The sequence below is a fragment of the Gottfriedia endophytica genome, assembly GCF_017814275.1.
Classification (GTDB): domain Bacteria; phylum Bacillota; class Bacilli; order Bacillales; family Bacillaceae_G; genus Gottfriedia; species Gottfriedia endophytica.
Genome location: NZ_JAGIYQ010000005.1, coordinates 123323 through 149278 on the forward strand (window position 1 = coordinate 123323; position 25956 = coordinate 149278).

29 protein-coding genes, 1 pseudogene and 1 riboswitch are annotated in these 25956 nt (G+C 32.7%); of the genes and pseudogenes, 18 read left to right on the forward strand and 12 right to left on the reverse strand.

Features of this window, described 5'->3' with window-relative positions:
- Positions 1 to 407 precede the first annotated feature (407 nt).
- Positions 408 to 560 (reverse strand): DUF3934 family protein, encoded by a 153-nt coding sequence (locus J5Y03_RS09015; protein ID WP_209404778.1) that lies wholly within the window; start codon positions 558 to 560, stop codon positions 408 to 410.
- Between the two features lie 254 nt (positions 561 to 814).
- Between J5Y03_RS09015 and J5Y03_RS09020 the strand changes: the two genes are divergently transcribed.
- The 3 genes from J5Y03_RS09020 to J5Y03_RS09030 all read left to right on the forward strand — a co-directional run bounded on the left by J5Y03_RS09020 (position 815) and on the right by J5Y03_RS09030 (position 1977).
- Positions 815 to 1015, forward strand: a complete 201-nt coding sequence (locus J5Y03_RS09020; protein ID WP_209404781.1) for a cold-shock protein — start codon at positions 815 to 817, stop codon at positions 1013 to 1015.
- A gap of 541 nt (positions 1016 to 1556) precedes the next feature.
- A complete protein-coding gene (locus J5Y03_RS09025; RefSeq protein ID WP_209404784.1) occupies positions 1557 to 1739 on the forward strand; it encodes a hypothetical protein in 183 nt (60 codons plus the stop codon).
- A complete protein-coding gene (locus J5Y03_RS09030) occupies positions 1723 to 1977 on the forward strand; it encodes a hypothetical protein (RefSeq protein ID WP_209404787.1) in 255 nt (84 codons plus the stop codon). The genes J5Y03_RS09025 and J5Y03_RS09030 overlap by 17 nt, the downstream gene beginning before the upstream one ends.
- Before the next feature lie 69 nt (positions 1978 to 2046).
- Here J5Y03_RS09030 and J5Y03_RS09035 read toward each other — a convergent pair whose 3' ends face one another.
- The 4 genes from J5Y03_RS09035 to J5Y03_RS09050 all read right to left on the reverse strand — a co-directional run bounded on the left by J5Y03_RS09035 (position 2047) and on the right by J5Y03_RS09050 (position 4473).
- The gene (locus tag J5Y03_RS09035) at positions 2047 to 2592 is read right to left on the reverse strand and encodes a hypothetical protein (RefSeq protein ID WP_209404788.1); all 546 of its coding nucleotides are present in this window, start codon (positions 2590 to 2592) and stop codon (positions 2047 to 2049) included.
- A gap of 91 nt (positions 2593 to 2683) precedes the next feature.
- A complete protein-coding gene (locus J5Y03_RS09040) occupies positions 2684 to 3199 on the reverse strand; it encodes a hypothetical protein (RefSeq protein ID WP_209404790.1) in 516 nt (171 codons plus the stop codon).
- A gap of 300 nt (positions 3200 to 3499) precedes the next feature.
- Positions 3500 to 3919 carry a GNAT family N-acetyltransferase gene (locus J5Y03_RS09045; RefSeq protein ID WP_209404792.1) on the reverse strand — a complete coding sequence of 140 codons (420 nt, stop codon included), beginning with the start codon at positions 3917 to 3919 and terminating at the stop codon, positions 3500 to 3502.
- Positions 3920 to 4299: 380 nt separating this feature from the next.
- Positions 4300 to 4473 carry a hypothetical protein gene (locus J5Y03_RS09050; protein WP_209404794.1) on the reverse strand — a complete coding sequence of 58 codons (174 nt, stop codon included), beginning with the start codon at positions 4471 to 4473 and terminating at the stop codon, positions 4300 to 4302.
- A 330-nt stretch (positions 4474 to 4803) separates the two neighbouring features.
- Between J5Y03_RS09050 and J5Y03_RS09055 the strand changes: the two genes are divergently transcribed.
- From J5Y03_RS09055 to J5Y03_RS09070, 4 genes are all read left to right on the forward strand, one after another.
- Positions 4804 to 6141: an APC family permease gene (locus J5Y03_RS09055; RefSeq protein WP_245208833.1), complete on the forward strand. Its 1338-nt coding sequence runs from the start codon at positions 4804 to 4806 to the stop codon at positions 6139 to 6141.
- A gap of 371 nt (positions 6142 to 6512) precedes the next feature.
- On the forward strand, positions 6513 to 7919 hold the full coding sequence (locus tag J5Y03_RS09060; RefSeq protein WP_209404796.1) for an amino acid permease: 1407 nt from the start codon (positions 6513 to 6515) through the stop codon (positions 7917 to 7919).
- Positions 7920 to 8140: 221 nt separating this feature from the next.
- Complete coding sequence (gene putP / locus J5Y03_RS09065; protein ID WP_209404798.1) at positions 8141 to 9652, forward strand: sodium/proline symporter PutP; 1512 nt, start codon at positions 8141 to 8143, stop codon at positions 9650 to 9652.
- A 371-nt stretch (positions 9653 to 10023) separates the two neighbouring features.
- Complete coding sequence (locus J5Y03_RS09070; protein ID WP_245208834.1) at positions 10024 to 10506, forward strand: hypothetical protein; 483 nt, start codon at positions 10024 to 10026, stop codon at positions 10504 to 10506.
- A gap of 419 nt (positions 10507 to 10925) precedes the next feature.
- Here J5Y03_RS09070 and J5Y03_RS09075 read toward each other — a convergent pair whose 3' ends face one another.
- Positions 10926 to 12233 carry an amidohydrolase family protein gene (locus J5Y03_RS09075; RefSeq protein ID WP_245208835.1) on the reverse strand — a complete coding sequence of 436 codons (1308 nt, stop codon included), beginning with the start codon at positions 12231 to 12233 and terminating at the stop codon, positions 10926 to 10928.
- A gap of 258 nt (positions 12234 to 12491) precedes the next feature.
- Positions 12492 to 12590: riboswitch (purine riboswitch) on the reverse strand.
- A gap of 266 nt (positions 12591 to 12856) precedes the next feature.
- Between J5Y03_RS09075 and J5Y03_RS09080 the strand changes: the two genes are divergently transcribed.
- Positions 12857 to 14194: an APC family permease gene (locus J5Y03_RS09080; protein WP_209404802.1), complete on the forward strand. Its 1338-nt coding sequence runs from the start codon at positions 12857 to 12859 to the stop codon at positions 14192 to 14194.
- Positions 14195 to 14303: 109 nt separating this feature from the next.
- On the opposite strand, the gene J5Y03_RS09085 is transcribed toward J5Y03_RS09080, so the two are convergent.
- Positions 14304 to 14753: a DUF5946 family protein gene (locus J5Y03_RS09085; protein ID WP_209404804.1), complete on the reverse strand. Its 450-nt coding sequence runs from the start codon at positions 14751 to 14753 to the stop codon at positions 14304 to 14306.
- A gap of 139 nt (positions 14754 to 14892) precedes the next feature.
- Between J5Y03_RS09085 and J5Y03_RS09090 the strand changes: the two genes are divergently transcribed.
- The 7 genes and pseudogenes from J5Y03_RS09090 to J5Y03_RS09120 all read left to right on the forward strand — a co-directional run bounded on the left by J5Y03_RS09090 (position 14893) and on the right by J5Y03_RS09120 (position 19472).
- Positions 14893 to 15120 (forward strand): hypothetical protein, encoded by a 228-nt coding sequence (locus tag J5Y03_RS09090; RefSeq protein WP_209405311.1) that lies wholly within the window; start codon positions 14893 to 14895, stop codon positions 15118 to 15120.
- 496 nt (positions 15121 to 15616) lie between these two features.
- Positions 15617 to 16255 (forward strand): TetR/AcrR family transcriptional regulator, encoded by a 639-nt coding sequence (locus J5Y03_RS09095; protein WP_209404806.1) that lies wholly within the window; start codon positions 15617 to 15619, stop codon positions 16253 to 16255.
- 107 nt (positions 16256 to 16362) lie between these two features.
- Complete coding sequence (locus J5Y03_RS09100) at positions 16363 to 17148, forward strand: SDR family NAD(P)-dependent oxidoreductase (RefSeq protein ID WP_209404808.1); 786 nt, start codon at positions 16363 to 16365, stop codon at positions 17146 to 17148.
- 348 nt (positions 17149 to 17496) lie between these two features.
- A pseudogene (locus tag J5Y03_RS09105) lies at positions 17497 to 17670 on the forward strand (IS4 family transposase); the annotation flags it as partial.
- A gap of 328 nt (positions 17671 to 17998) precedes the next feature.
- Positions 17999 to 18427, forward strand: coding sequence for a MarR family winged helix-turn-helix transcriptional regulator (locus tag J5Y03_RS09110; protein ID WP_209404810.1), 429 nt, complete (start codon positions 17999 to 18001; stop codon positions 18425 to 18427).
- A 26-nt stretch (positions 18428 to 18453) separates the two neighbouring features.
- A complete protein-coding gene (locus J5Y03_RS09115; RefSeq protein WP_209404812.1) occupies positions 18454 to 19092 on the forward strand; it encodes a nitroreductase family protein in 639 nt (212 codons plus the stop codon).
- An 83-nt stretch (positions 19093 to 19175) separates the two neighbouring features.
- Entirely contained in the window at positions 19176 to 19472 is a 297-nt protein-coding gene (locus J5Y03_RS09120; RefSeq protein ID WP_209404814.1) for a putative quinol monooxygenase, read from the forward strand.
- A 158-nt stretch (positions 19473 to 19630) separates the two neighbouring features.
- Here J5Y03_RS09120 and J5Y03_RS09125 read toward each other — a convergent pair whose 3' ends face one another.
- Positions 19631 to 20164 (reverse strand): hypothetical protein, encoded by a 534-nt coding sequence (locus tag J5Y03_RS09125; RefSeq protein WP_209404816.1) that lies wholly within the window; start codon positions 20162 to 20164, stop codon positions 19631 to 19633.
- A 225-nt stretch (positions 20165 to 20389) separates the two neighbouring features.
- On the opposite strand from J5Y03_RS09125, the gene J5Y03_RS09130 reads away from it, so the two are divergent.
- Complete coding sequence (locus J5Y03_RS09130) at positions 20390 to 20617, forward strand: hypothetical protein (protein WP_209404818.1); 228 nt, start codon at positions 20390 to 20392, stop codon at positions 20615 to 20617.
- Between the two features lie 202 nt (positions 20618 to 20819).
- On the forward strand, positions 20820 to 21287 hold the full coding sequence (locus J5Y03_RS09135) for a 2,4'-dihydroxyacetophenone dioxygenase family protein (RefSeq protein WP_209404820.1): 468 nt from the start codon (positions 20820 to 20822) through the stop codon (positions 21285 to 21287).
- A gap of 62 nt (positions 21288 to 21349) precedes the next feature.
- Here J5Y03_RS09135 and J5Y03_RS09140 read toward each other — a convergent pair whose 3' ends face one another.
- Positions 21350 to 22255 carry a LysR family transcriptional regulator gene (locus tag J5Y03_RS09140; protein WP_209404823.1) on the reverse strand — a complete coding sequence of 302 codons (906 nt, stop codon included), beginning with the start codon at positions 22253 to 22255 and terminating at the stop codon, positions 21350 to 21352.
- A gap of 189 nt (positions 22256 to 22444) precedes the next feature.
- Complete coding sequence (locus J5Y03_RS09145) at positions 22445 to 22801, reverse strand: lipid II flippase family protein (protein WP_322099568.1); 357 nt, start codon at positions 22799 to 22801, stop codon at positions 22445 to 22447.
- 207 nt (positions 22802 to 23008) lie between these two features.
- On the opposite strand from J5Y03_RS09145, the gene J5Y03_RS09150 reads away from it, so the two are divergent.
- Entirely contained in the window at positions 23009 to 23503 is a 495-nt protein-coding gene (locus J5Y03_RS09150; RefSeq protein ID WP_209404825.1) for a cupin domain-containing protein, read from the forward strand.
- Positions 23504 to 23816: 313 nt separating this feature from the next.
- On the opposite strand, the gene J5Y03_RS09155 is transcribed toward J5Y03_RS09150, so the two are convergent.
- Complete coding sequence (locus tag J5Y03_RS09155) at positions 23817 to 25097, reverse strand: histidine--tRNA ligase (RefSeq protein ID WP_209404827.1); 1281 nt, start codon at positions 25095 to 25097, stop codon at positions 23817 to 23819.
- 258 nt (positions 25098 to 25355) lie between these two features.
- Complete coding sequence (locus tag J5Y03_RS09160) at positions 25356 to 25922, reverse strand: hypothetical protein (RefSeq protein WP_209404829.1); 567 nt, start codon at positions 25920 to 25922, stop codon at positions 25356 to 25358.
- Positions 25923 to 25956 lie beyond the last annotated feature (34 nt).

Here is a 25956-nt window from a genome sequence, read left to right on the forward strand (position 1 = left end):
TTCACTAACCTTTCGAATAATGACTATTTCATATAAAAACACTCCTATATTATTAAATGTACATCATTTTATAAACACAAAAACCACCTATCTCTAGGTGGCTAAAATTACGGTGGTACTTTCGTACTGAAATGTAAATAAACTATGAAATATACTATCAATTAATATGCACTGTTTTAGGTTTTGTACTATTAATACCTTCTATTCTGTGGAGAATTTAGTGGGGTACATTATTTTCACCTTCAAAAAAACTACCAGTTGGCATTACTTTCTCTAATCATGAACTGCTTCCCAGCCTTTGTTCTCTCAAAGATCTTCAATCAGTAACTTAAACGAGCGTATGATTTAGTTCATTAAGTAATTGGATATATTCCGTTTCTCAGTATTTTTTATTTAGGATCTTAACTTTAATTTGTGTTCTTTGAATCATCCTTTTTTTTAGAACCTTTGCTTACATAAGGTTTCGCATTCTTAGCTTTTTTGGCTTTTGCTTGCCAACGATTCCAGCCCTTTTTATCTGTTCCTCTACCTGTTCCGCCTTTACCCTTAGCTTTACTCATATTATCCTACCTTTATAATTCTATTTCGAGCTACCTGCCCTTGGTTAGCTTTTCCATTTCACTTGTTTTTTAGATATGCTTTAAGTAATAAACAATATCATAACAGTCTGATATTGTATAGAAATTATAAGCAAATACTAAGATGCTCTTTTATTCAATTAAATTGATTACTTTCGAAAACTTGATTATCTTTACGTTTACTGTTAAAGTGATACTATTAGTGAGTGTGTAAACCACTCTAGGAGGTAATAATAATGGAACAAGGTAAAGTTAAATGGTTTAATGCAGAAAAAGGTTTTGGATTCATCGAACGTGACAATGGCGAGGATGTATTCGTTCACTTTTCAGCTATTCAAAGTGAAGGATTCAAATCTTTAGATGAAGGCCAAGCAGTTACATTTGAAGTTGAACAAGGCCAACGTGGTCCACAAGCGACTAATGTTCGTAAAGCATAATTGATTAAAAATAGACTCTATATCAGAGTCTATTTTTATTTTTATTAAATACAATCCCCCGCTATTCACAGAAGAATATAGGATATAATTAAGTAAAGAAAATGGTTTAAAGTAATATAACATACAGCATTAGTATGCAAAAGGAAAATCATGAAAAGCATTTTATTAACACCAAAGCAATAATCTCCACGGATAAACCTCCAATTAATAAATTAATCCATATTAACTTCTACTCTGTCACCATTCTTACCTACTTCAATCCAACTCCCCTTTCTTACTTTTCCAAACAAAAACCACCTATCCAGGTAGCTTTCAAAGAAATATGAATTAACAAACAATATCTTACTTAGATAACATCTTAAAATTCTACAAATACTTAATAAACTATATTGCTATTCCAACTTTCTTTATCGTAAAAATGAGAAAACGCTAATTCTTTTACTTTTTTGTTTTTTTATCAATGAAACATACTCCTTTACAAGGAGTATTAACTATTATAGCGAATATATATCACTTTAAAGATATCAAACGGAGGAAAACAATGAAGATTAATACCTACCTTATTCAATTCGCTCTAACACTTATTATTATATTCGGTGGTACACTGCTGCTAAAGTATATCAAAACAAGCGAGATTTACATTGATCAATTAATTGGGACTATTATCGGTATTATCATTTTAATTTCATCGACCTTGTGGAGGATACGTGCGAAACATTCATGAAAAAGTAATGAAAGATAAAAACTTACTAATCTTTTGGAACTGGAGAATTAATATGAATAAAAATAACGATGAAAAAAAGCCACTCACGGAGACAGAAGTTTTAGATGGTTGCTCAGGTTGTTTGTTAGTTGGTTGTTTACCATTTACAATACTTATTTCCATCGTTTTAGGTACAGTTTTTTTCTACAAAGATCCCCTTCAAAATTTATTGTATATGGTTTATGACTTTATCTTCTAACCAAAATATTTCAGTTGGACATTCCCTATCATCAAGACTAACTATTTCTTGTGATTAGCTTTCAAACAATTACTCCTGAATAATTGGTCTACCATCTTTATCAAAATACATATATTCAAAACTATAGCTATTGTCTTTCGATTTAGGAATATTGATCATTGAAACATATTTTTGACCTATACTGATTTCTTTTACTATTTTTTGGCTATTAACCTTTATAATGATTTTGGCAATATTATTTTCTTGATTAGTAATGAGTAATATTCTATATTTAGAATCTATATGATTTTCTAATAAAATATGGAATAGTCCTAATGATTCACCTGAGCCATTTTCAGCATTTGTCCATCTATAATTACCTTGTTCGTTTTTTACAAATTGAATATAAGCAGGTCTATTATTATATAGAAAAGCAACAAATCTATCATTCTTTATATCTACAATTTTTAATACTTCGATTAACTCTTTATTTTTATATGAATCAATTGATTGAATCACTTTTATAATGGACTTCTTATCATTTCCATATATTTGTGAATTTGATCTGTAATAAAAATAACAAATGAATATTATTAATATAATCGTGATAACAGTTCCTTTTTTGTTCATTATCATTCCAAAACCTCCTTATAGTAATTCATCAGTGAATGCTTTAAAAGTCTTCAGAGGCTATTTATGCTAGATCAAGTTAAAATATAAATTCATTTTATTTTGTTAAAAGTAAATAATAGTATTTTGCTGAATTTATTGATGAATCCAAGTCAACAAAAGTCACAATACTTTTAAAGAAAGCAAATCCTCCTAGTAAAATAATAAATATTAAAGCTCCCTTTGGAATTCTTACTTTCTTTTTCTTTAAGAATAGGAAACTGCCGACAATGATAAGTAAATAAAGAAGACTTGAAATTAGTTTGACTTTTTGCAAGCTTATCTGATTAACATCTCTTCTAAATCTGTCTAAACTCGTACCATTATTATTATTTTCTTTAAAATATGCAACTGAATCATTATGTCCAATTTTCCATTTAAATGGTTGTTGCTCTACATTTACTGAATAGTAATATCCTCCTGCGGTCCTCTCAAAATTCTTTCCTGAACTCCTATTAGCCAAACCACTAATTATTATGACAATTAAAATCACAAAAATAATTAATACACTCAAAAGAAACTTTTCTAACGTTTTTATATTTTTTTCTTCTTTGCTAAGAATTGTGTTCATCATTTTTCTACTCCAATCCGTTTAATAAAAAAGAGCAACTCGGCCTTTCCACTTTAAATACTATTTTATCGGCATTAGACTCTCCCATAAAAAGTCTTCTCGAATCACTATACAAACTTTCAACTTTTAAAATATTTTCCATATAACACCAGCTCCATGTACTATTCCAAAATAACATTTAACTCTACTTTGAATGCAAATCCTCTATCTAGATATTCTATTCATAATTCAAAGAGTCCTTTACTTTTTGAAACAAAAAAGTTCAGTGATTTTATATTTTCTCACAAGGACTCCTTTTAAAATTCAATCTAGATATTCCTCAGTTAATACTGGATTTAAATACCTTGCCATTCCTGTTTTAGTTTTTTTTAATCCAAATTTTCGGTAAAATTCTTCATTTCCTGTTGTAGAAATTAGATGAATGCATGAAACATTTTTCAGTTTCTCTAGTAAATATTCCATTATTCTTTTTCCGATTCCTTGCTTTTGATAATCATTGTGAACAACAACATCATAAATAGCAGCGTTAAAAACACCATCTGACATTGCTCGACCAATACCGACTACCCGATCATCAACTGTTACAATTGCAATGACATTACTTGATTCGAAAATTTGTTTAATAATCTCATTTGTATGCTTAGTCCAGCCAACAGAATGATAGACTTCCTTAATGTCATTCAGATTTAGATTTGAAACATTATTGTGTATTTGAAATTTCATATTTCCTCTACAATTTCCCCGTTGTATTTACTAATCTTTTCTACACTATATTATTTAATCCTTTGAAAATGATTTAGAGGTTCAAAAAAAATAGGACCGTTGAAACGGCCCCATTTTCCTATTAACCTTTTTTATATTTGCTTCTTTTCTTAAAGATTATTGCTTTGAGATTATTAATTTTAAAGACAGAAGTTGATTACAATGGAAGGTTCGAGACTCCTGTGGGAATAGCGGGAAGGCTGAGACCCCGCAGGAGCGTATGCGACGAGGAGGCTCAGCTCACGCCCCACGGAAAGCGCGCATCATGGAGTTGTAATCAACTAACGTATTCTAAAATAGCTACAATGGATTCGAAAGCAGCCTTATATTTTTAGAAAATATCAATGCTTTAAATAATATCCCCAAAGTAATAAAGGGGTGATAAGAAACGTATAAAGCACTATCTGAACAACAATTATAGGTTTTAGTTCTTTATAATCTTCTGACCAATACCGTGAAAAAAATGCGTAAATAACGATTTCAAATACAGGTCCAAACATGATTAACCATTTCATCTTAAAATCTCATTCTCCCCTTTGTATTTCTTAGCTGTCTAATTTCTTTCAATACTAATAGTTTAATAATTTATTATAGCATAACTTTTCCAACTAATCTGCATCCTCTTAAATAAGCCTTTAAACAAAAAATAAAAACTAAAATAAACTCCCTAAATTATTATTCAAAAATAATTCCCCAACGTTAATACATCAATTTTCAACATAGTTCAAACACACTTTTACAAAAATTAAAAAATTTTAACAAAATTCTAAATATTGTTACACCAAAATAAATTATGTTATAATTTTTCTAATTTTTAACCATTTTTTAAGGAGATGACCATCATCATGGACAAAGAATCACATTTAAAGAAAAATATTGGCTTTTTCGTTTCAACTTCTTTGGTTATCGGAACTGTTATTGGTTCTGGGATTTTTATGAAACCTGGTATAGTGCTATCATCAACAGCTAATTCTACTATGGCTCTCCTAGCCTGGTTTATCGGTGGAATTATTACGCTAGCAAGTGGTTTAACCATTGCTGAAGTAAGCGTAAAAATTCCAAAAACAGGCGGACTTTATGTTTATTTAGAAGAAGTTTACGGTAAAATATGGGGATTCATATGCGGTTGGGTTCAAACACTTGTTTATGGACCAGCTATCATGGGGGCACTTAGTTTATATTTTGGGTCATTAGTGTCCAATTTTTTTGGTTTTCCTCAAAGCAGTAAACTGATGATTGGGGTAATCACTATTATCCTACTTGGAATTTTGAATTTACTAGGAACACAATTCGGAGGATTCATTCAAACTATAACAACAATTGGAAAACTGATTCCTATTATTCTCATCGCAGTTTTTGGTATCTTTAAAGGTGATGTCTCAGTTTTTAATGCAGCGAGCGGAAGTTCACAAGCTACATTAAGCATGGGGGCTGCAGTTTTAGCAACGCTCTTTGCTTACGATGGCTGGATGAATGTAGGTTTTATGGCAGGAGAAATGAAAAATCCTTCAAAAACTCTTCCAAGAGCCATCATTTCTGGAATTGTAATTGTTATGATCGCTTATTTATCTGTCAATATTGCAATGTTTCATGTATTGCCTGCAAAAGAAATTGTTAAATTGGGTCCTAATGCAGCAGCTACAGCAGCTTCTTCACTATTTGGTGCATTTGGTGGGAAAATTCTTGCAATCGGAATATTAATTTCAATCTTTGGATGCTTAAATGGAAAGCTTCTTACTTTCCCAAGAGTTACTTTTGCTATGGCTGAAAGAGGTTTTCTACCTGGTGCAAAGATTCTATCTAGTATTCACCCAAAATTTAAGACACCTGTAGCATCTACTATTCTTCAAATCTTACTTGCCATAATAATGATGATCTTTTGGAATCCTGACCGCCTTTCTGACATTGCAATGGTTGCTGTATTTTTATTTTATGGATTAGCTTTTAATGCAGTATTCTTGCTTCGAAGAAAAGAAAAGGGTCAAAGCTCTTTATATAAAGTACCGTTATATCCACTAACTCCTATTATTGCTATAATCGGTACAATCTACATTATTGGAAGCACATTAATTAATGCTCCCGTTGATGCTCTAATTTCAGTAGGTATTGCATTAATTGGTCTACCTATATATTGGAAACTTAAGGGGAAAATTAAAAGTGACCAAGAGGTTAAAGCTAGCTAATTCTTGTAGATATTAATCCTATTATTCTGTTACTTTCCAACCATAGTCTTTTCGGGCGTGGAATAGATTTATTATTCGACATTATCCTTCCTGCATTTACACAGTAAAATAGTAATACTGTCTATCTCAGGAAGGATTTTTTGTATCTAACTATGCTATTTTTCATAGTATTCATCTAGTTTTTTACTAATATTATGAAATATTTACCTTTTTAAAAAAAATGTCGAAAATTATTTGAATAATTCTAAAACGTGTGATAACATAAAACCACTTAATCAATAACGATTAACGCAATTAATTGTCAGAATTTTCACTTTTTTATACAAAAACATGAAATTATCTACAATGAGAATATTTCAGAGGTGGTATTTATGAATTTATTTCGAAAAAAATCAGTCACTGGGGGTTCAACCAGTTCGCTTAATAAAGTTTTAGGTGCATTTGACCTAACAATGTTAGGAATTGGAGCAATTATTGGTACGGGGATTTTCGTTCTTACCGGTGTTGCTGCAGCAGATTACGCTGGTCCGGCACTTGTTTTATCGTTTATTATTGCGGGATTAGCTTGTACATTCGCTGCATTATGTTACTCAGAATTCGCTTCAATGATCCCAGAAGCTGGTAGTGCATACACTTATAGCTATGTTGCTTTTGGAGAAATCATTGCTTGGATATTAGGTTGGGATATGGTACTAGAATATGGACTAGCTTCTTCCGCAGTAGCGAGTGGATGGTCTGGTTACTTCCAAAGTTTATTAGCAGGATTTGGGATACATTTTCCAACTGCATTAACTAGTGCATTTGATCCTTCAAAAGGTACATTTATCGATTTACCAGCCGTATTAATTGTTTTAGTCGTTACATTCATCCTAACTAGAGGTGTAAAAGAATCAGCAAAGCTAAACACAGTAATGGTAATTGTTAAACTAGCTGTTGTACTTCTTTTCATCGCAATTGGCGTTGGATATGTTAAGCCATCAAACTGGACACCATTTATGCCAATGGGATTCTCAGGTGTAGCATCTGGAGCTGCAGTTGTAGTATTTGCTTACTTTGGTTTTGATGCTGTATCAACTGCTGCTGAGGAAGTAAAAAATCCTCAACGAAATTTACCAATCGGTCTGATTTCAGCATTAACAATTTGTACAATCCTATATATTGTCGTTTCACTAATTCTGACTGGGATCGTACCATTCAACAAACTTGGTGTTAAAGACCCTGTTGCATTTGCTTTAAGTTTTATCCACCAAGATTGGGCAGCTGGATTTATCTCACTTGGGGCAATCATTGGTATTACAACTGTATTAATCGTAATGATGTTTGGACAAACTCGCTTATTCTACTCGATTAGTCGAGATGGACTTCTTCCAAAAAAACTATCTAAGGTTAATGCAAAAACTCAAGTTCCAACTTTCAGTACATGGGTAACAGGTGGACTAGTTGCAGTATTTGCTGGATTAATTCCATTAAATAAATTAGCTGAATTAACAAATATCGGTACATTATTTGCTTTCTCATCTGTATCACTAGGTATTTTAGTATTAAGAAAAACTCGCCCAGATATTAAACGAGGTTTCAAAACTCCTTGGGTTCCAGTTATTCCAGTATTAGCGGTAATATTTTGTGTATATTTAATGCTTCAACTTTCAGCGTTTACTTGGGAAGGATTCCTTGTTTGGTTAGTAATCGGTTTAGTGGTTTACTTTACTTACGGTTATAAACACAGCCGATTAAATCAAAGTAGCAGTCCGGAAAACAAAACAAATAAACCTGCATAAATAAGGCAGATTAACTTCACACCGCTGTTCAAGTTAATTTGAGTAGATTTCTAACTTATAAGTTTAAGCCCTTGGTTTTGCTAAACAGCTATGCCAAGGGTTTTCTGTAAATTCAGATTATGAACCATTAAAGATTGATCTCAATCATCGAACTAATCATACTAGCACTTTTTTTGCAAAAAAAAATCAAATAAAAAGTTATAAAAAATGGGGGGATTAACTTGGAGACACAAGTACTTATTTCAATCTCAATTTATTTTATTTTTATGTTAGCTATCGGTGTATACGCTTATAAAAAGTCTACTGATAGTTTATCTGATTACATGCTTGGAGACCGTGGACTTGGTCCAGCTGTTACTGCACTTTCTGCTGGTGCAGCAGATATGAGTGGATGGATGCTGATGGGCTTACCTGGAGCGATGTATTCGACAGGGGTCTCTTCTGTCTGGCTTGCAGTTGGGCTCTCGATTGGGGCGTATTTAAACTACTTACTTTTAGCACCTAGGCTTCGTGTTTTTACAGAAGTTGCAGACAACTCAATTACAATTCCAAATTTCTTTGAAAAAAGATTCCAAGATACATCTAGAATTTTAAGGATCGTTTCAGCCATTGTTATTATTATTTTCTTTACGTTATATTGCTCTGCAGGTATGGTATCTGGAGGAACATTATTCAAATCTGCATTCGGAGTAGATTATAAAATTGGACTATTTGTTACAGCAGGAGTTGTTATTGCTTATACATTATTTGGTGGCTTCTTGGCTGTTAGTTTAACAGACTTTGTTCAAGGATTAATTATGTTTATTGCTCTAATTTTAGTTCCACTCGTTGCCTTTACAAATATTGGAGGTATTACACCTGCATTTAACGAAATTCATCATATTAATCCTAAGCTATTAAATGTCTTCACTGGAACTTCCGTTATTGGAATTATTTCTTTACTTGCTTGGGGATTAGGTTATTTTGGACAACCTCATATCATTGTTCGCTTTATGGCGATTTCAAGTGTAAAAGAATTAAAACCTGCTCGCCGCATTGGAATGAGTTGGATGATTTTCTCTATTGTTGGTGCAATGCTTACAGGACTAACAGGTATTGCCTACATTTCAGTACACCATTTAACGTTAAAGGATCCTGAAACCATCTTTATCTACTTCTCTAAGGTGTTATTTAACCCTTTAATTACAGGCTTCTTGTTATCTGCAATTTTAGCAGCTATTATGAGTACAATTTCTTCTCAACTTTTAGTAACATCAAGTGCATTAACTGAAGATTTATATCGTGTTTTTGGCAAACGAAATGCAACAGAGAAAGAGCTTGTCCGAGTTGGTCGATTAGCAGTCTTTATTGTTGCGATCATTGCACTTCTATTATCATTAACACCTAGTGACACGATTCTAAACCTTGTTGGAAACGCTTGGGCAGGATTCGGATCAGCATTCGGACCAGCCATTCTATTAAGCTTGTTCTGGAAACGCATGACTCGTTGGGGTGCGCTTGCGGGGATGATTGTTGGAGCCCTAACCGTTATCCTTTGGATCAATGTCGATATTATTAAGCAAACCATTAATCTATACGAAATGGTACCAGGCTTCTTTTTTAGCTTAATTGCTATTATCGTAGTTAGTCTACTAACTTCAAATCAAAGTCAAAAAATAGAAGAAATGTTTGACGAAATGGAAAAAATACTTTCAGAGGAACAGTTTGAAGAAACTGAAAAACAACTAGCATAAACGGAATATGTAAATAAAAAATCGGGGTTACTTAGTACACCCCGATTTTTTATATTCTAAAATGTCTTTATAGAATGCAGATTTAAGAGTGGACTCTGATCTATCTTTTCATATATTTCATCTATACTTTAAAACCACCTAAATGTTTTAAAGCTATTTTGACCAAAATTTTAATTAATATTAGCAGCATTTTTTAAGAAACACTTTGATTTTACTTCAAACAAAAACCTTCTCTCCATAACTGATGAAGATGACTTCTTAACCATCTTTTAGTTTTCATAAGATACTTCTTTTAATTCAAGGCTATTTTGTGTGTTTAAAGGAAAATATATTTTGTCTGTCGAATGATAAAGAAAATAGGGGGGATTCAAATGAATTATAAAAATGAAAACCATATAAATAACCATAATGAATCATTCGATACAAAAATGATTCTAGATCAATTAACAGCTACCTTTTTTGATGCGTTTACCAATCAAAATGGAATTAAACCTAAAGTACGTGTATTGTACGAATTATTTGTTCCAGAAGCTGTGATCATTAAAAATACAGATTCCTCTCCTGCCATTTACGATCTTCAGCAGTTTATCGATCCTCGTGAAAAGCTATTGGGAGAAGGAAATTTGATTGACTTTAAGGAAGAAGAAACGTACGAGATCACAGAGATTTTCGGCAATATCGCTCATCGATTCAGTCTATATCGAAAATCTGGAGTGTTATCTGGCGAGGCTTTTGTTACATTGGGCATGAAAACCATACAATTTATTCACACCCCTAATGGTTGGAAAATTAGTTCAGTGGCTTGGGATGATGAAAGAAGTGGCTTAACTATTCCAGAGAAATATCGAAAATAACCACTCATACAGAAGACTCTCCGTTTGGGAGAGCCTTCTTCTTTCGATTTGCTGTTAACTTTGTATCAAAGGTGCTTTCATCAAGAAAATGAATGTATCCTTAACCCAAATGAAGATCATTATCTTCCTTTAAATGAAGATTTCGTCTTTTTTACGAATTATCTTGAAATTTTTAAAAAACCACCACAATGAAATATTGGATGAAACTCGCATTTAGATTTGACTTATTCTATAGATGGAAAAACGTTAGAGGAATTAAAAAAATAGAGATTAATAAAGGGGTAACATTTACTTTATAGAAAAAATCCTGATTACAAAATGGATAGATACATTTTGTAATCAGGATTTTTCGATTCTTACTATATTCAATAAGAATTAATCATTTTTAGAAAATAACTTCATTAAAATCTGTGAAGTTTTTAGACAAGTGATTTCTGAAGGCGATTAACTTCTGCAATGACTTTTTCTTCATCAATCGTTAAGCATTTTCTGTCTTTCACAATTGTCTTTCCATCAATAAATACATCACATACATCACTTCCGCGTGCAGCATACAATAAATGTGAATATGCGGCACTTACTGGTTGTAGATGCTCTTTATCGTAAGGATAAATTGTAATAAAATCTGCTTTTTTGTTTGCTTCAAGAGAACCAGTATGTCCCATTCCAATTGCTTCAGCCCCAACTCGTGTTGCTAAAGCTAACGCTGTTTGTGCAGGTAATTTAGTAGCGTCTTTATACATTCCTTTTTGTAGTAATGCCGCAGTTCTTACCTCTTCGAACATATCAAGGTTGTTATTAGAAGCTGTACTATCAGTTGCAATCCCTACTATAATTCCAGCATCTAATAGACTAACGACATCCGCAACACCTGAACCAAGCTTTAGATTACTAATTGGATTGTGGGCAACTCGTACATCATATTGTTTTAAAATTGCTCTCTCTTCATCGTTAAGAACAACACCATGTGCCATTACCGTTGGTTGATCAAATACTCCTAATTTACGAAGATGTTCAACAGGTCGATTTCCATAACGTGTTAGGATATCTTGGATTTCATAATCTGTTTCTGAAACATGGATGTGCATCATTAAATCATTTTCCTTTGCAATTCGAACACATTCCATTAGTGCTTCTGGTGTACATGCATAAGGACTATGAGGTGCTACCATAGTTGTTAGACGGCCATCTGCAAACATTTTGTATTTTTTAGAGAACTCCTCAGCACCTTTTATATTCGCTTTCTGCTGTTCTTCTGTTCCGAAGCTAAAAATCGAGTATGAAAATGCTCCACGAATTCCTGTTTCTCCAATCGTCTCCATCACAACATTCGAATCAATTCCATTTGGATTAAACATATCTGAGAATGTAGTTGTTCCCGATTTTACCATCTCTAAAATGCCAAGTTGTGCACTTACAGAAGCAATTTCCGTAGTATATTGACTCTCAATTGGCCAGATTTTCGTTTCAAGCCAAGGTTTTAGCAGCATATCATCACCGATGCCACGTAAAAGAGTCATTAATATGTGAGAATGTGTATTTACAAGACCAGGCATAACCCATTTTCCAGCAAGATCCACTACTTGATCTGCACCCACCATTAGCTCATCAGATCGTTCACCAATATAAGAAATTAGTTGATCTTCTACAACCATCATACCGTTTTCAAAGATATGATTCTCTTTATCCATAGTAAAAAAAGTAGCGTTAACATAAATTGTTTTCATCATTATTCCCTCCACAATCATTTCACAAAAATAGAAAAACTTATCTATATAAATCATTTTAGATACAATAATGTTTTATTGATAAAATTTACTGTCTGAATAAAACGAAATACAAATTCCTCTCCTCATTTTCTTCTCCTTACTCATTAATCATTCATAAATCTCTTGGAAACTGATCACTCGAAAAGAATCTGAATTGTTAAAATAAGTCGATTTTTGAAAATAAAAAAAAATCCTGATTACAAAGAAAAATGTAATAAATACATCTTTTTCTTCGTAATCAGGATTTTACGGTTCCTGGTAGAGACCCTCATACCATATTAATGAGGTTATACTGTACTGTTATTTAATTTATTTATACTATAAATCATTAATTAGTAAAGTTCAACATTTCCCATAATTTGTCATTCTTATAAAATTACTCTGTTGATTCATAAATTTCTTAAAGAATGAATCCATTTTATTATTTCTTATCTTCATTGTAAATACCTAAATTTTCAACACTGGACATTTACAAAAACCAAAAATATTAACAAAATTCTAAATATCTTTACAATAAAATTATTATGGTATAATTTTCTTAACTTCTTAACCAATATTTATACAAGGGGAGATGGGGAAATATGGACAAAGAAGTACAGTTAAAGAAAAATATTGGTTTTTTTGTATCAACATCTTTGGTAATAGGTACTGTTATTGGTTCTGGGATCTTTATGAAACCTGGAATCGTGTTGTCTTCATCTGGTAATTCTACAATGGCTCTTTTAGCTTGGATTATTGGTGGAATTATTACACTAGCAAGTGGATTAACCATTGCTGAAGTAAGTGTAAAAATTCCAAAAACAGGTGGACTATATGCTTATTTAGAAGAAGTTTACGGAAAAATGTGGGGATTCTTATGCGGTTGGGTCCAAACATTGATCTATGGACCAGCTGTTATGGGGGCACTTGGTTTATATTTTGGATCATTACTGGCAAACTTTTTTGGTTTCTCTGAAAATAGTAAAATTATAATTGGGATTTCAACTATTATTCTACTTGGAACTTTGAATTTACTAGGAACACAATTTGGCGGATTAATACAAGCCATATCAACAATTGGAAAACTGATTCCTATTATTCTCATCGCAGTATTTGGTATCTTTCAAGGCAAAGAAGCAATTTTTAATGCAGCGAGTGGAAGTTCCCACGCTACTGTAAGTATGGGTGCAGCTGTTTTAGCAACTCTATGGGCTTACGACGGCTGGATGAATGTAGGTTATATGGCGGGAGAAATGAAGAATCCTTCAAAAACTCTTCCGAGGGCAATTATTTCTGGAATTGTAATCGTTATCATAGCTTATTTATCTGTAAATATTGCAATGTTTCATGTATTACCTGCCGAACAAGTCGTTAAACTAGGACCTAATGCAGCAGCTACAGCAGCTACTTCATTATTTGGTGGAATTGGTGGAAAAATTCTTGCAATCGGCATTTTAATTTCAATCTTTGGATGCCTGAATGGAAAAATTCTTACTTTCCCAAGAATTACTCTTGCAATGGCGGAAAGAGGATTTCTTCCTGGAGCAAAAACTCTATCAAGTATTCACCCTAAATTTAAAACACCTGTAGCAGCTACTATTCTTGAACTTGTTATTGCAGTAGCAATGATGATTTTTGGAAATCCTGACCGTCTTACTGATATTGCAGTTTTCGCAGTATTTCTCTGTTATGGTTTGGCTTTCTTTGCAGTTTTCAAACTTCGAAAAAGAGATATTGGTGATAAATCTTTATATAAAGTACCTTTATATCCAATAACTCCTATTATTGCAATTATCGGTACAATCTACATTATTGTTAGTACTTTAATGAACTCTCCAATGGATGCAGTAATTTCTATCGGTATCGCTCTAATTGGTTTACCAGTATATTGGAAACTTAAAGAAAACATGAAAGATGAAGAAGATGTTAAAGCAAGCTAATTTTGTAGTAAAAGCAAAAGACTACTTTTCATTTTGAATTTGATCTAATCCTTCCTGGCAAAGACAGTAAAGTTGTTAAACTGTCTTTGATAAGAAGGATTTTCTTTATCTAAATTTGTAAATCCTTTCTAATCATATCTCTCCATTTACTGATGTTATTTATTGCATTTTTCTCTCCGTTAATATAAATGTCCTCAATTGTCATTGACCATTTTCTATATATACGTTTTCTTTTATGGTTTGGCAGTGGATTGGTTATTTTACCGATTTTTAAAACGAGTTCCCTATTTTTCCTAAGAATGTAATCAGTACCCCACTTATTATCATAAGCATGAGTGAATAATTTTATCAAAAGATTATATCCGTCCTCGGTATAGTTTGAAGGGTGTTGAATCATATAACATGAAACAAGCCAAAAATGTAAATCATATAATTTTGGGTCGTTATGCTCCCAAACAAGTGGGAATTGAAACATTTCGTAGCAGGAAAGTCCATCTATTCCCTTTGCCCCACATTCAATACAAATACCAGATTCCATTATTGTATTATTATCAACCATTGTAGATTCCTCCACATAATAATAACTATTTTTATTTATTTTACTCTTTAACGTAACGTAAAAGTCTAGTTCAAAACCGCAAACTCTTATACTTTTCTGAAGGCAGACACTGAAAAATTTGAATGAAGATTTTAAATTCGTGAAAACTAACATCAGAAAAGAACATTTACCACTTTCTTTCCAACAAAAAATGGAGGTCACTTTAATGAAAAAAGATAAAAACCTCATTAGCAAAGAACAAATGACGATTACTGCGAACTTAAACAACTTAGAGCCAGGTGATTCTGTGGACAAACATCGAGCAATCGAAGCTGGAAATATTATTTTAGCAGCTGAAGAAATAAAACAACAAAATAACAATCTTTAAACAAGAAGCCTCCAACGGAAAGTTTGGGGGATTCTTTCATTTTTCACATTATAAAAATACAGAAATTAAAAATTGGTTAAGTATAACAATTAACTTAAGAATGGACTGCCTAAAAGCAGTTCTTTTTCTTATTATGTTTGTGCTTCCCCATCACCATCAAGTTAAGAAATTTATTGTTCCCCAAAACGAAAAAAACGAGCTGAATTTACATAAATAACTGTAGAGAGAAAAAATTTCGTTTGGGAGGTACTTCAAAAAATTAGCTTGATGGACATGTATGGTGACTCCTATTACTTATTACTGTTTTGGAAGCAGTTATTATGGATTCAGTTGATTTTAGTAGGGGTGCTCGCTGTATATAGCTTTGTATTAGTTTAAATTTTAATAATTGACAAAGATTTATCACTTCGATACAATGATTTCAATAGGAAACACCGTTTCTGTAATTGCATGTAAGATTTATTTTTTAAATTTTTTTAAGGAAGTGCATTGAATTATGTCTAAGTTATCGCATTCCTATAAAAGCTATTCAGAAGTGAAGCTTGAGCAACAACAATTGCTTCGTAAAAATGTCATTGATGCCGCATGTCTCCTTCTTTTAGAGGAAGGCCCTGAGTCAGTGACAGTACGACGAGTCGCTCAGAAATTAAATTGTTCAACAAAAATTATTTACAGTCTTTTTGGTAATAAAGATGGTCTTGTTAATGAAATGTACATGGATGGATGTCGGCTATTAGCTGAAACTTTTCAACAAGTACCGGTCACAGAAAAAGTCCTTGATGATTTGGTTGCTATAAGCTGGGCTTATTGGCAATTTGCACAACATCATTCTGGTTATTACAAAATGATGTTTGGCGGAGAGTTATCTGATTTTAAGCCGGATGAACAAAGTCTTGAAGGCACAATTACTGCATTATCCCGAATCCAGCAAACCATAATACGTGCTATTGAACAAGGCGAATTTGAAGATAATGATCCGCTACTGGTTGTCAGAATGCTTTGGTCTGCTTTACATGGAGTCATACATCTTCAGTTTGCTGGTCATTTTTCTAATTTAAGCATGGCTCAAGAGGTCTATGAATTCACATTAAACAAGACGCTTTCTTCATTTAAGACATCCTCATTTCAATCATAGAATATTGAGCATACTGAAGTCCTTGTAACAAGGGACTTCAGTTGATTATTGCTCATCGGTAACAGTGTTACCAAATTAAAATATTGTTTCTAAGGAGGTTAATTATTATGTTTATTTATTCAAACAAAACGGCTCTCATCACAGGTGCATCATCTGGTATTGGTGAAGCGTTTGCCTATTCACTAGCAGCAAAAAAATGCAATCTCATTTTGGTTGCACGTAATGAAGCGAAATTGAAGACGTTAGCTACAGAGCTTTCAGTTACACACAAAGTTAAGGTAATAGTAATTGCACAGGATCTTTCCGTACCAGGTGCGTCACAAGCTTTACTGCATGAGGTTCAAAAACAGCATTTGAAGGTTGATCTTTTAATTAACAATGCAGGCTTTGCTACCTATGGGTACTTTGAGCAAGTCTCAGGAAAACGGCAGCATGAGGAAGTGATGCTTAATATAGCTGCTTTAGTGGATATCACACATGCATTCATGCCTGATTTATTACGTAATCGGGATGGCGGGATAATTAATGTTTCTTCCACCGCCGCCTTTCAGCCCGATCCTTATATGGCTGTTTATGGAGCAACAAAAGCGTTCGTGCTCTCCTTTAGTGAAGCGCTTTGGGCTGAAAACCGTAAACGGGGGCTTAAAGTCCTTGCGCTCTGTCCAGGTGCAACAGAAACCTCATTTTTTGATGTTGTTGGCTCGAGCGAAGCCTCCGTTGGCTCTAGACAATCCCCAAACACTGTTGTAAATAACGCTCTACGAGCACTTGAGAAAGGGCGTAGCCATATTATATCTGGTTGCCAAAATTATTTAGTGGCCCAAGTCTCAAGATTTTTCTCTCGTCGCTTTATACTAGGAATTGTTGAACGTACTCTCCGACCACGTAATTAAATGTAATTTACAAATTATGGTTTTGCAACACTACTCTTTTATCCAGATCTAGTGCAGTAAATTTATATTTTTGATGCTACCTTATGTAGAAAACAATACCCTAAACATATGAAAATATCATTATCATATGAGAGCTTTTCTGTTGTAATTAATTTACCTAGATAGAATCACAATTTTCTATTTTTGATACGATGAGCCCATCGCTATCAAACTAAGGTTTTACACTACCCATAAAGCAAAAAAGACGTTATCCTTTCTGTAGAATTATAAGAAAGGATGGCGTTTCTTTATGAATCTTTCGATACTTGATGAACTTCAACCGATTGCTGAAGAATTACAACGACACATGTCTATGAAGGATTACAAAAGGACATCCATGAATTATTAAAAATTTTTTTACGTTTGTTTTATCTTTTAGAGAAAAACGGACGAAAATCCCACCGTTACGAAAAGAAAACAGTCTTTGACATCTTAGACGTTGTATATGATTATACTTTGTCACAGAGTTTCAAAGTTGCATAATATTTTTTAAAACACCTATTTAATAGGTTTATTTGTTATGCACATCTTTAATGTAGTCGTAGAAATTTTTTTAAAAAAACTCACATATACCTTCTTGGCACCCTTAGGTTGATCGTGATGTTGTGCTACCCCCATATGGAAATTTAGTTGAATTAGGAATGTGTTAAGTAATAATTCCAATGAGTAAAATATACTATCGAGAACTGTCTGTTAATTTAAGATAGAAACAAAATTATTGATTTCCAATTAAAGTTTTTGTAATATAGTTGATACATCAATAATTGATATATCAACTATTTTGTTTTAAAAGACTAAAAGGAGGGATAAATTGACCTATTCATGTTCAAAGGAAGCGATTATTTTATATAAACTACATTTCCTCAATAAAGACATCAGTTCGAAATTTGAAGGTTGTACGGGGATCAGTCAGTCTAGACTTGAACTTTTACATCAACTTTATCAAGTAGATGAAATAAGTCAAAAAGAACTTCAAAAAGAAGTCAACATCGACAATGCAGCAATTACTCGGCATTTAAAGCAACTTGAAGTTAACGAAATGATAACAAGGCGTAAAAGTCCGAATGATAATCGGGTAACTCTTGTTAGTTTAACAGATGCTGGTCGGAATAAAATTCATACCTTTCAAGAGGAAAAAGAGAGCTTTGCCGCTTCTGTGTTAAAGGATTTTAATGAAGGAGAACGGGATGAACTTCTAAATATGTTAAATCGCATTCAAAAAAATATAAAAGAATTCTAGATGACAGAAAGAAGGAGTTTTCAACTATGATTAACACACAAAAAACAAATGATTTTACAGAAATTATAACAGGTCGTCGTTCTATTCGAGCTTACGATCCTACTGTAAAAATTAGTAAAGAAGAAATGACAGAGATCCTTACAGAAGCAACTCTTGCACCATCTTCTGTAAATATGCAACCATGGCGCTTCTTAGTAATTGATAGTGCTGAAGGAAAAGCAAAGCTTGCACCACTTGCTAAATTTAATCAACGTCAAGTAGAAACGTCAGCAGCAATGATTGCTGTTTTTGGTGATTTGAATAATTTTGAAAATGGTGAAGAAATTTACGGTAAAGCAGTTGAACTAGGATATATGCCTTTAGACGTAAAAGAAAGTCAAATGGAGAAACTTACAGCTTATTTTTCAACAGTTACTCGAGAAGAAATGAAAGACGTAGTTTTAATTGATGGAGGACTTGCAGCGATGCAACTTATGCTTTCAGCTCGGGCTCACGGATACGATACATGTCCAATCGGTGGATATGAAAAAGACAAAATTGCAGAGGCATTTGGTTTAGATAAGGATCGCTATGTACCAGTTATGTTAATTTCAATTGGAAAAGCAGCTTACAGTAGCCACCAATCAGTTCGCCTTCCAATTGATAAAATCGCTCAGTGGAAGTAATTATAAAAAAAAATCACAGGGTTTCATGATTTTGTTTGATTAACTTTTCATTGATATAAATAGAAGTGATAGGAGACCGTACCATGATTATTATCCATGCTAGATTTCATGTAGATTCAACAAAACAACAAACATTTTTAAATGAGATTCAGCCGCTAATTAGTGGTTCAAGAAAAGAAAATGGAAATATATCTTATGATTTGTATAAGGATATCGAAAAAGAAAATGTCTATACAATGGTAGAGGTGTGGGAAAATGCAGAATCAGTTGCTAACCACAATACGAGTGAGCATTTCACGTCTTTCGTTGCCAAAGCAAAACAATTTTTAACTGCACCACTAGATATAAAAGCTTTTGATGGACAACCATTAAAAGGGTAATAAAAAATTAGAGATCCTAATTTTTCCACCTAGAAAACTTTGATGACTCTAGTAGGAGCCATCGAGGTTTTTGGATAGATAGAGATTCAAACATAAAATTCGCAATATCACATTTATAAGGGATTGATATTGCGAATTTTATAATTTTACGTGTTAAATTACAGTTCTGGTGAAAGTTTACAAGTTACATTCCCTTCTCCATCTAAAAATTCCATTCGCGGCACATCATTTTCATCAACTACCATTCGTATTCGGGGATTACCTTTGCTATCAGATAGTTGAATCGTAACTTCTCCTTTTGGATTTTTCCCCATAAAGGCACGTTGAGTATTTCTTTCCCATACTTTTTCTAACTCTCTACCCTTCTCTTCTTCGGAGAGTTCGGAATTTATAATTTTATGATGTTTATCCAATAATTCTGGTAACGGTGTATTTGGTTTATCATAAACTGAAAATCCGTAATTCATTTGACTATTTTCATCTGTATAATGCATTTGTACAACTTGGTCTTGTTTATATTGGTCCAATGTTATACTTCCACCTGATTCATAATTTCCATTTTCATCTTTTTTGCTTCCCAAAATAAGCCCTCCACACTCATCGCCTTCTCCGTTGTAAAACATTAACCCAGCGATCGGATCGTCCTGCCTATGGCCTGGAAGAATGTCTTTCCCATCCATAATATCTGGCATTCTAGTTCCCCCTATTTTTCAATATTATAGGGTTTCTATAATCACTTGCGATTTTCCTTTTTAAATTTCAATATTTCATGTCAAATCCTATTTAATACAGTTCTAGATTTTGTGCTACCTTACAGTTCAGTTGAATAAAAATAAATGATTAGATAATGCAGAATAAGTCTATTCTTCTTGTCATTCATGACTATAATAATGCTGAAACAAAAAGGAGTGAAGTTGTTGAACTTTAGAACAATAGAACAAATCTTAACTGAACAACCGTCGATTGATCGAAAGATAAAGTACAGAGGAAAAATCTTCAAGCTTACAAAAACAGCCCATGATATTTCACATGGGGGCTATTCGGATCTCACTCGTTACACATATCAAAATGAAGAAGAGCACCAAAACCTCTTATTCTTTTGCTATAAAGGAAAGATCGTCTTCGTTGAAACAGAATTGGGTTGATGTAAATCACGATATCCCTACTCTCCCTTTAGAACTAACTTTTATATTACTCAAACTTAATTGCAAATAAAAAATAATAATTTTATGAACGAACTAATTATCGATATAATTTAGTCGGATTATTCATAATAGTTAATTATTTTTCGTTTAAAATGTTAACCATCCGCGAATAGTCAAATATAATTCGGAAGAGGGGATATTAATGAGCAATACAAAAGCAGTATCAGCATTTGAAGCAAATCATGTAAGTACAGAAGATTTACCTTGGTTTCCTTACTTTGGAGAGGCAAAATTGAAATTAATTAAAGCCAACCCTGTAACAGGACAATTTATTACTTTGTTAAAAGTCCCAGCTAATATGCAACTCCCTTCACATTTTCATCCTGGACCAGTTACCGTTTATACGATTCAAGGAACTTGGAGATATATTGAGAATGATTGGGTTTCTAAAGCCGGTGATGTAGTTTGTGAACCTGCTGGATCCAAACATACACCTGAAGGTTTAGGGGATGAAGATGTTATTACGTTTAATATCGTTGACGGAACATTAGACTATTTAGGTGAGAATGACGAAATTATTGCAAGAGATAATTGGGAATCGGTACTGAATAAATATCATGCCTATTGTGAGGCTGAAGGAATAGAAGCTGTAGATTTAACAAAATATTAAAAGTACATAAAAAGAGAAGCTTATCTTTTATAACAACTAAGAGATGCTTCTCTTTTTTCTTTTTAACAAGTAATAGTTTCGGATTTTAAATAATCAATATACTTTTTAGCAAGAGTCGATAAATTTTTATCCTCTGGTAGCACTAATCCAATAGAAAAATTTACAGGTTCATGATTTACTAAATCAATTGGAAGAATATCACCTTTTATAATAGGTTGATAATTTTTCATAATGAAATCTGGAGAAAATGTAATAGCCGAATTTTCAATAATAGCTTGGAGAACTCCCTCAATATTATTTGATGTAAATAGAATTCTTAAAGGCTTGTACTTGTTAAAGAATTCTTTAATAAAATACTGCATAAATTCACCTTTGTACGTAACAAGAGTTTGATTTAGAAGTTCCTGCGGCGTTACGGAACTAAGATTGGCTAATGGAGAATGTTTAGAAACATATACCTTCTGTTTCCCTTCAAATAGTACTTCAAAAGATACTCCTTCCAAGTTTATGTTCCAATCAGATGAATAAGTAATGAGTCCAATATCAGTCTTATGCTGGCGAACATCTTCAAGGACAGCTGAAACATTTTTTTCGGCATACTCCATATGTACATCTTGAAACTCATGGTTAAAAGTAGACACTGCTTTTACTAGAAATGTCGTCAATCCAGGAGATGAAGATATTTTTAGTTCCTCAGCTTCTGTTGAAAGAAACGAGTTAGCTGTCTCTTTTATTTCTTCAACCTTCCTAATCACTTCGTAGGCTTGTTTCAGAATAATTTTACCTTCATCGGTCGGAACAGCACCTTGTCCACGAGATCGATAGAAAATTTTAAGTCCTAATTCTTTTTCTAAGTTGGTAATAGCTTGGCTAATACCGGATTGGGTTACATGGAGATTCTGTGCTGCAACAGATAAAGACCTATGCTTTGCAACTTCAACAATATATAAAATTTGTTCAAAGGTCATGCCTTTTCCCCTATTAATTATTCTTAGTTTAAGTATCTATATTCTTTCTTAAACTGAATAATCCTTTATTATCTATCTTCACTTCACTAAAATGCTCTGTTTTTACTAAATCTATCATTCTTTTCTCTCCGCATACAAAAACCACATATATTAGGTGGCTTAAATATCCTTTGGTATCCCAAAGCCTTATTAAATCCACTTTGCAAACCAAGCAACATAATATGCAGCTGGAATAAATAGTAACTGAGACAAAATTGTACCCAAAAATTTCGAACTAATCATCGTCAAAGAGTAACTCTTTAAGTAAATATAATCACATTGTTTTTTCATTACTCTATCAGCTAACACAGATGCCTTAGGATCAATAAATAAAGTTAATAAGATTGTAGAAATACCATTAATAATTCCTGATGACATTAATGCAGCCTGAGAAAGATCTTTAGGAACTAACATTGATGCATAGATCGCCGAAAATATCGCAATCGTATACACAGAAGAAATAATAACATTCACAACAAAGAGACGTTTTGGGATTGTTTTAATCAAGCTTAATTTTTGAAAACTCCCTATAACGAAAATTTTACCTTTTCACAATTATTTATGAGAGTTCGGCTCATTTTTTTCGTTTTGAGTGTACTTATATATCTAGATTTTATCTTTTTGCACATCTCTCTAATCATTAGTAAGATGTACTAATAGCAGTAGCATCCATCCTTTATTATTTGATAATATTGACGAAAGGAGTGATTTTTTATGAAGTATTCAGAACAATATTTTATTGAAAAATTGAATTTAGCAGAGCATCCCGAAGGAGGTTATTATATTTCCTCGTTTAGAGCATCTGAGGATATGGCTGTAAGGGATGTGCAAAGACCGATTTATACGAGTATTTATTTCTTACTACGTTCCCAGGATATATCGCATTTGCATCGTTTGAAATCGGACGAGCTTTGGTATTATCATGCTGGTAGTCCGTTAACAGTCCATATGATTTTCCCGGATGGTACATATGAGGCGAAGAAACTTGGATTAAATGTAGAGGCAGGAGAAGTACCTCAAATAGCAGTACCTAAAAACACTATATTTGGCTCGTCCGTAGAGGATGCAAATACATTTAGTTTAGTAGGCTGTATGGTTGCACCAGGCTTTGATTTTGAGGACTTTGAATTATTTACACAAGATGAGCTGATAGCTGATTATCCACAGCACGAGACAGTTATTCGAAAAATGGCTTACAAGACAATTTAAGAAAAGTGAGGCTGGGACATAAGTATATTTTCAAAGCAAAATTGAAAAATTTCACATCAGAAAAACGCGAGAAATCAACGTTTCTAAAATTGATTTCTCACGCTTTTAACCAACAGTGGCTATACTGATCTCACCCGTTACACATATCACAACGATCAGAGTCTCATATTCTTTTGCTATAAAGGAAAGATTGTTTTCGTTGAATCAGAATCGGAATCGAAATAAATCCAGTTATCTAATTGCATTCCTTCTATCACTATTACCAGCACAAAAACCACCTAACTATAGTAGGTGGCTATGAAATTTATATCTATTAAAAACTGAAAGATTCTACCCTTTCATTTCCTGATACCATGTCCTTCACTTTATACTGATTATTTCTTACTTCATCTTCACCAATGATTACAACGTAACGAACATTCTCTTTATTTGCCCGTTCCAATGCTTTACTTAATTTTTTATTCCCCATTTCAAATTCGACATTATTACCTGCTTGTCTCAAATAGCTTGCAACTAATAGACTTTCTCTTTGCGTATTAATTGGTACAACATAATAATCAATTTCGCTTTCAACTAAATTTCCCTTTCCTATTAAATTCATAGCAGTATAAATGACATCTAAACCAAAAGAAATACCAACTGTTGAAAAAACTTGATTCGTTCCAATTAATCCTCCAATCGCATTATCATATCGTCCACCACTACCAATACTAGATTTAACACTTTGATTTGTAAGGAAAATCTCATAGATTGTGCCTGTATAAATTTCTAATCCTCTTGCTAAAAACGGATTAAAAATACAGTTATTTTCTAAATTTAAGTACTTTATATAAGACATTAATTCTTTCAATTCTTCAATTCCTTGTATAAGGGTTTCATTATCCTTCGCATACTGTTCAAAATATTGTAAGTCCTTGTTTTGAGAATCTACTATTAACTCTTTTATCATCGTTACTGTTTTGATTGATAAATCTTTTTCCAACAGTTCCGCCTCTACACCTTCAACTCCAATTTTCTCAAGTTTGTCTAAAGTTAAAACAACTTCATTTATTTTTTCACTTGGAGTATTCAGTAGTTCTAACATCCCCATAAGTAATTTTCGATTATTAAAATGGATCATGACATCTAATTCAAGTTTTTTAAATACTTCCACTGCCATTTCCATTAATTCTGCTTCAGCAATTTGAGATTCAACTCCTACAATATCTACATCACATTGTGTAAACTCTCTAAATCTACCTGTTTTAATAGGGCCATCACGAAATACTTTTCCAATTTCATACCTTTTAAAAGGCATTCTTAAGTTTGGATTCATTGCTACTACCTTTGCGAAAGGTATCGTCAGATCATAACGTAATGCTAATTCTCTTTCACCTCTATCAGATAAACAATACATTTCTTCTAGAATCTCGGCTCCTCCACCATATTTTGAAGATAGTAGTTCCGAATAATTTAAAATAGGTGTTTCTAAAGGTTTACATCCATATTGAATAAAAACATCTTCTAACGTTCTCCTTACTTTTCTTCTAATTACTTCTGCTTCAGGTAAATAATCCTGTGTACCTTTTACATTTTGATAATCCATTTTTTTCATAAACAAAACCTCCATTTTTTATAAAATAAAAAAACCGCTATAGACTAAGTTTTATACTCAATCAATGCGGTTTTAATGATGAATAGCCTTCCTATATACGATTTTTAAAATCGAAATAGCAAGACTAGTTTTTATGATGATGAAGTTGATTTACAGTAAGTTTTTTAATAAAAAACATAATGATCACCTCTTATTTTTAAACACTTTATCATTCTTTATCTGAACATTCAATGTTTTTTAAGGTAAATTTCTATATAGTTAGTTAATTACTAATTGTGGTCCCCAAGGTGCTGGAGCAATAGAAGGATCATTTACTTTTTGTCTCTTTAAACCTAATTCCTTAGCATAATAATCGAGTATTTCAAAAACCGTAAAACGATGAAAATCTCCGTTACTAAATAGTGGTTCATTTCTTCTATTCGGATCTATCTTCCAAAGAGACATAGATACTCTTCCTTTTTTATCGAAATATTCATTAATAGGAACACTAAAGTTTATATATTCATTGTACCCTTCTGCAACAGAAATAACGGTTACTTCCCCCATATTTTTCATCGGAAACCTATTATCTCTAAGAACAGTAACAGGAATATTCACTTCTCCCTTAGAATCAGTTAAAGATGTGGCAATGATTTTTCCTAATGAATTGATGACAATAACTCGACTATTTTTGATTGGAAAAGTTTTTTCCTCTAATTCATTAACGATAGTTGTCACTTGAACAGTTAATATACCAGATACAGTTTTTTCGATGGCTGTTGCTAAAACTGATTTTATAGGAATAAAATTGAGGAGGATAAGGAGCAAAACAATTTTTTTGACCAAGATATCACGGCTTTCTAATTAACTTTATCCTTAG

Coding starts and splice junctions, on each gene's coding strand:
- J5Y03_RS09015 (WP_209404778.1), bottom strand. CDS start 560: ATGAGTAAAGCTAAGGGTAAAGGCGGAACAGGTAGAGGAACAGATAAA.
- J5Y03_RS09020 (WP_209404781.1), top strand. CDS start 815: ATGGAACAAGGTAAAGTTAAATGGTTTAATGCAGAAAAAGGTTTTGGA.
- J5Y03_RS09025 (WP_209404784.1), top strand. CDS start 1,557: ATGAAGATTAATACCTACCTTATTCAATTCGCTCTAACACTTATTATT.
- J5Y03_RS09035 (WP_209404788.1), bottom strand. CDS start 2,592: ATGATAATGAACAAAAAAGGAACTGTTATCACGATTATATTAATAATA.
- J5Y03_RS09040 (WP_209404790.1), bottom strand. CDS start 3,199: ATGATGAACACAATTCTTAGCAAAGAAGAAAAAAATATAAAAACGTTA.
- J5Y03_RS09045 (WP_209404792.1), bottom strand. CDS start 3,919: ATGAAATTTCAAATACACAATAATGTTTCAAATCTAAATCTGAATGAC.
- J5Y03_RS09050 (WP_209404794.1), bottom strand. CDS start 4,473: ATGAAATGGTTAATCATGTTTGGACCTGTATTTGAAATCGTTATTTAC.
- J5Y03_RS09055 (WP_245208833.1), top strand. CDS start 4,804: ATGGACAAAGAATCACATTTAAAGAAAAATATTGGCTTTTTCGTTTCA.
- J5Y03_RS09060 (WP_209404796.1), top strand. CDS start 6,513: ATGAATTTATTTCGAAAAAAATCAGTCACTGGGGGTTCAACCAGTTCG.
- J5Y03_RS09070 (WP_245208834.1), top strand. CDS start 10,024: ATGAATTATAAAAATGAAAACCATATAAATAACCATAATGAATCATTC.
- J5Y03_RS09075 (WP_245208835.1), bottom strand. CDS start 12,233: ATGAAAACAATTTATGTTAACGCTACTTTTTTTACTATGGATAAAGAG.
- J5Y03_RS09080 (WP_209404802.1), top strand. CDS start 12,857: ATGGACAAAGAAGTACAGTTAAAGAAAAATATTGGTTTTTTTGTATCA.
- J5Y03_RS09085 (WP_209404804.1), bottom strand. CDS start 14,753: ATGGTTGATAATAATACAATAATGGAATCTGGTATTTGTATTGAATGT.
- J5Y03_RS09095 (WP_209404806.1), top strand. CDS start 15,617: ATGTCTAAGTTATCGCATTCCTATAAAAGCTATTCAGAAGTGAAGCTT.
- J5Y03_RS09100 (WP_209404808.1), top strand. CDS start 16,363: ATGTTTATTTATTCAAACAAAACGGCTCTCATCACAGGTGCATCATCT.
- J5Y03_RS09115 (WP_209404812.1), top strand. CDS start 18,454: ATGATTAACACACAAAAAACAAATGATTTTACAGAAATTATAACAGGT.
- J5Y03_RS09120 (WP_209404814.1), top strand. CDS start 19,176: ATGATTATTATCCATGCTAGATTTCATGTAGATTCAACAAAACAACAA.
- J5Y03_RS09125 (WP_209404816.1), bottom strand. CDS start 20,164: ATGCCAGATATTATGGATGGGAAAGACATTCTTCCAGGCCATAGGCAG.
- J5Y03_RS09135 (WP_209404820.1), top strand. CDS start 20,820: ATGAGCAATACAAAAGCAGTATCAGCATTTGAAGCAAATCATGTAAGT.
- J5Y03_RS09140 (WP_209404823.1), bottom strand. CDS start 22,255: ATGACCTTTGAACAAATTTTATATATTGTTGAAGTTGCAAAGCATAGG.
- J5Y03_RS09150 (WP_209404825.1), top strand. CDS start 23,009: ATGAAGTATTCAGAACAATATTTTATTGAAAAATTGAATTTAGCAGAG.
- J5Y03_RS09155 (WP_209404827.1), bottom strand. CDS start 25,097: ATGAAAAAAATGGATTATCAAAATGTAAAAGGTACACAGGATTATTTA.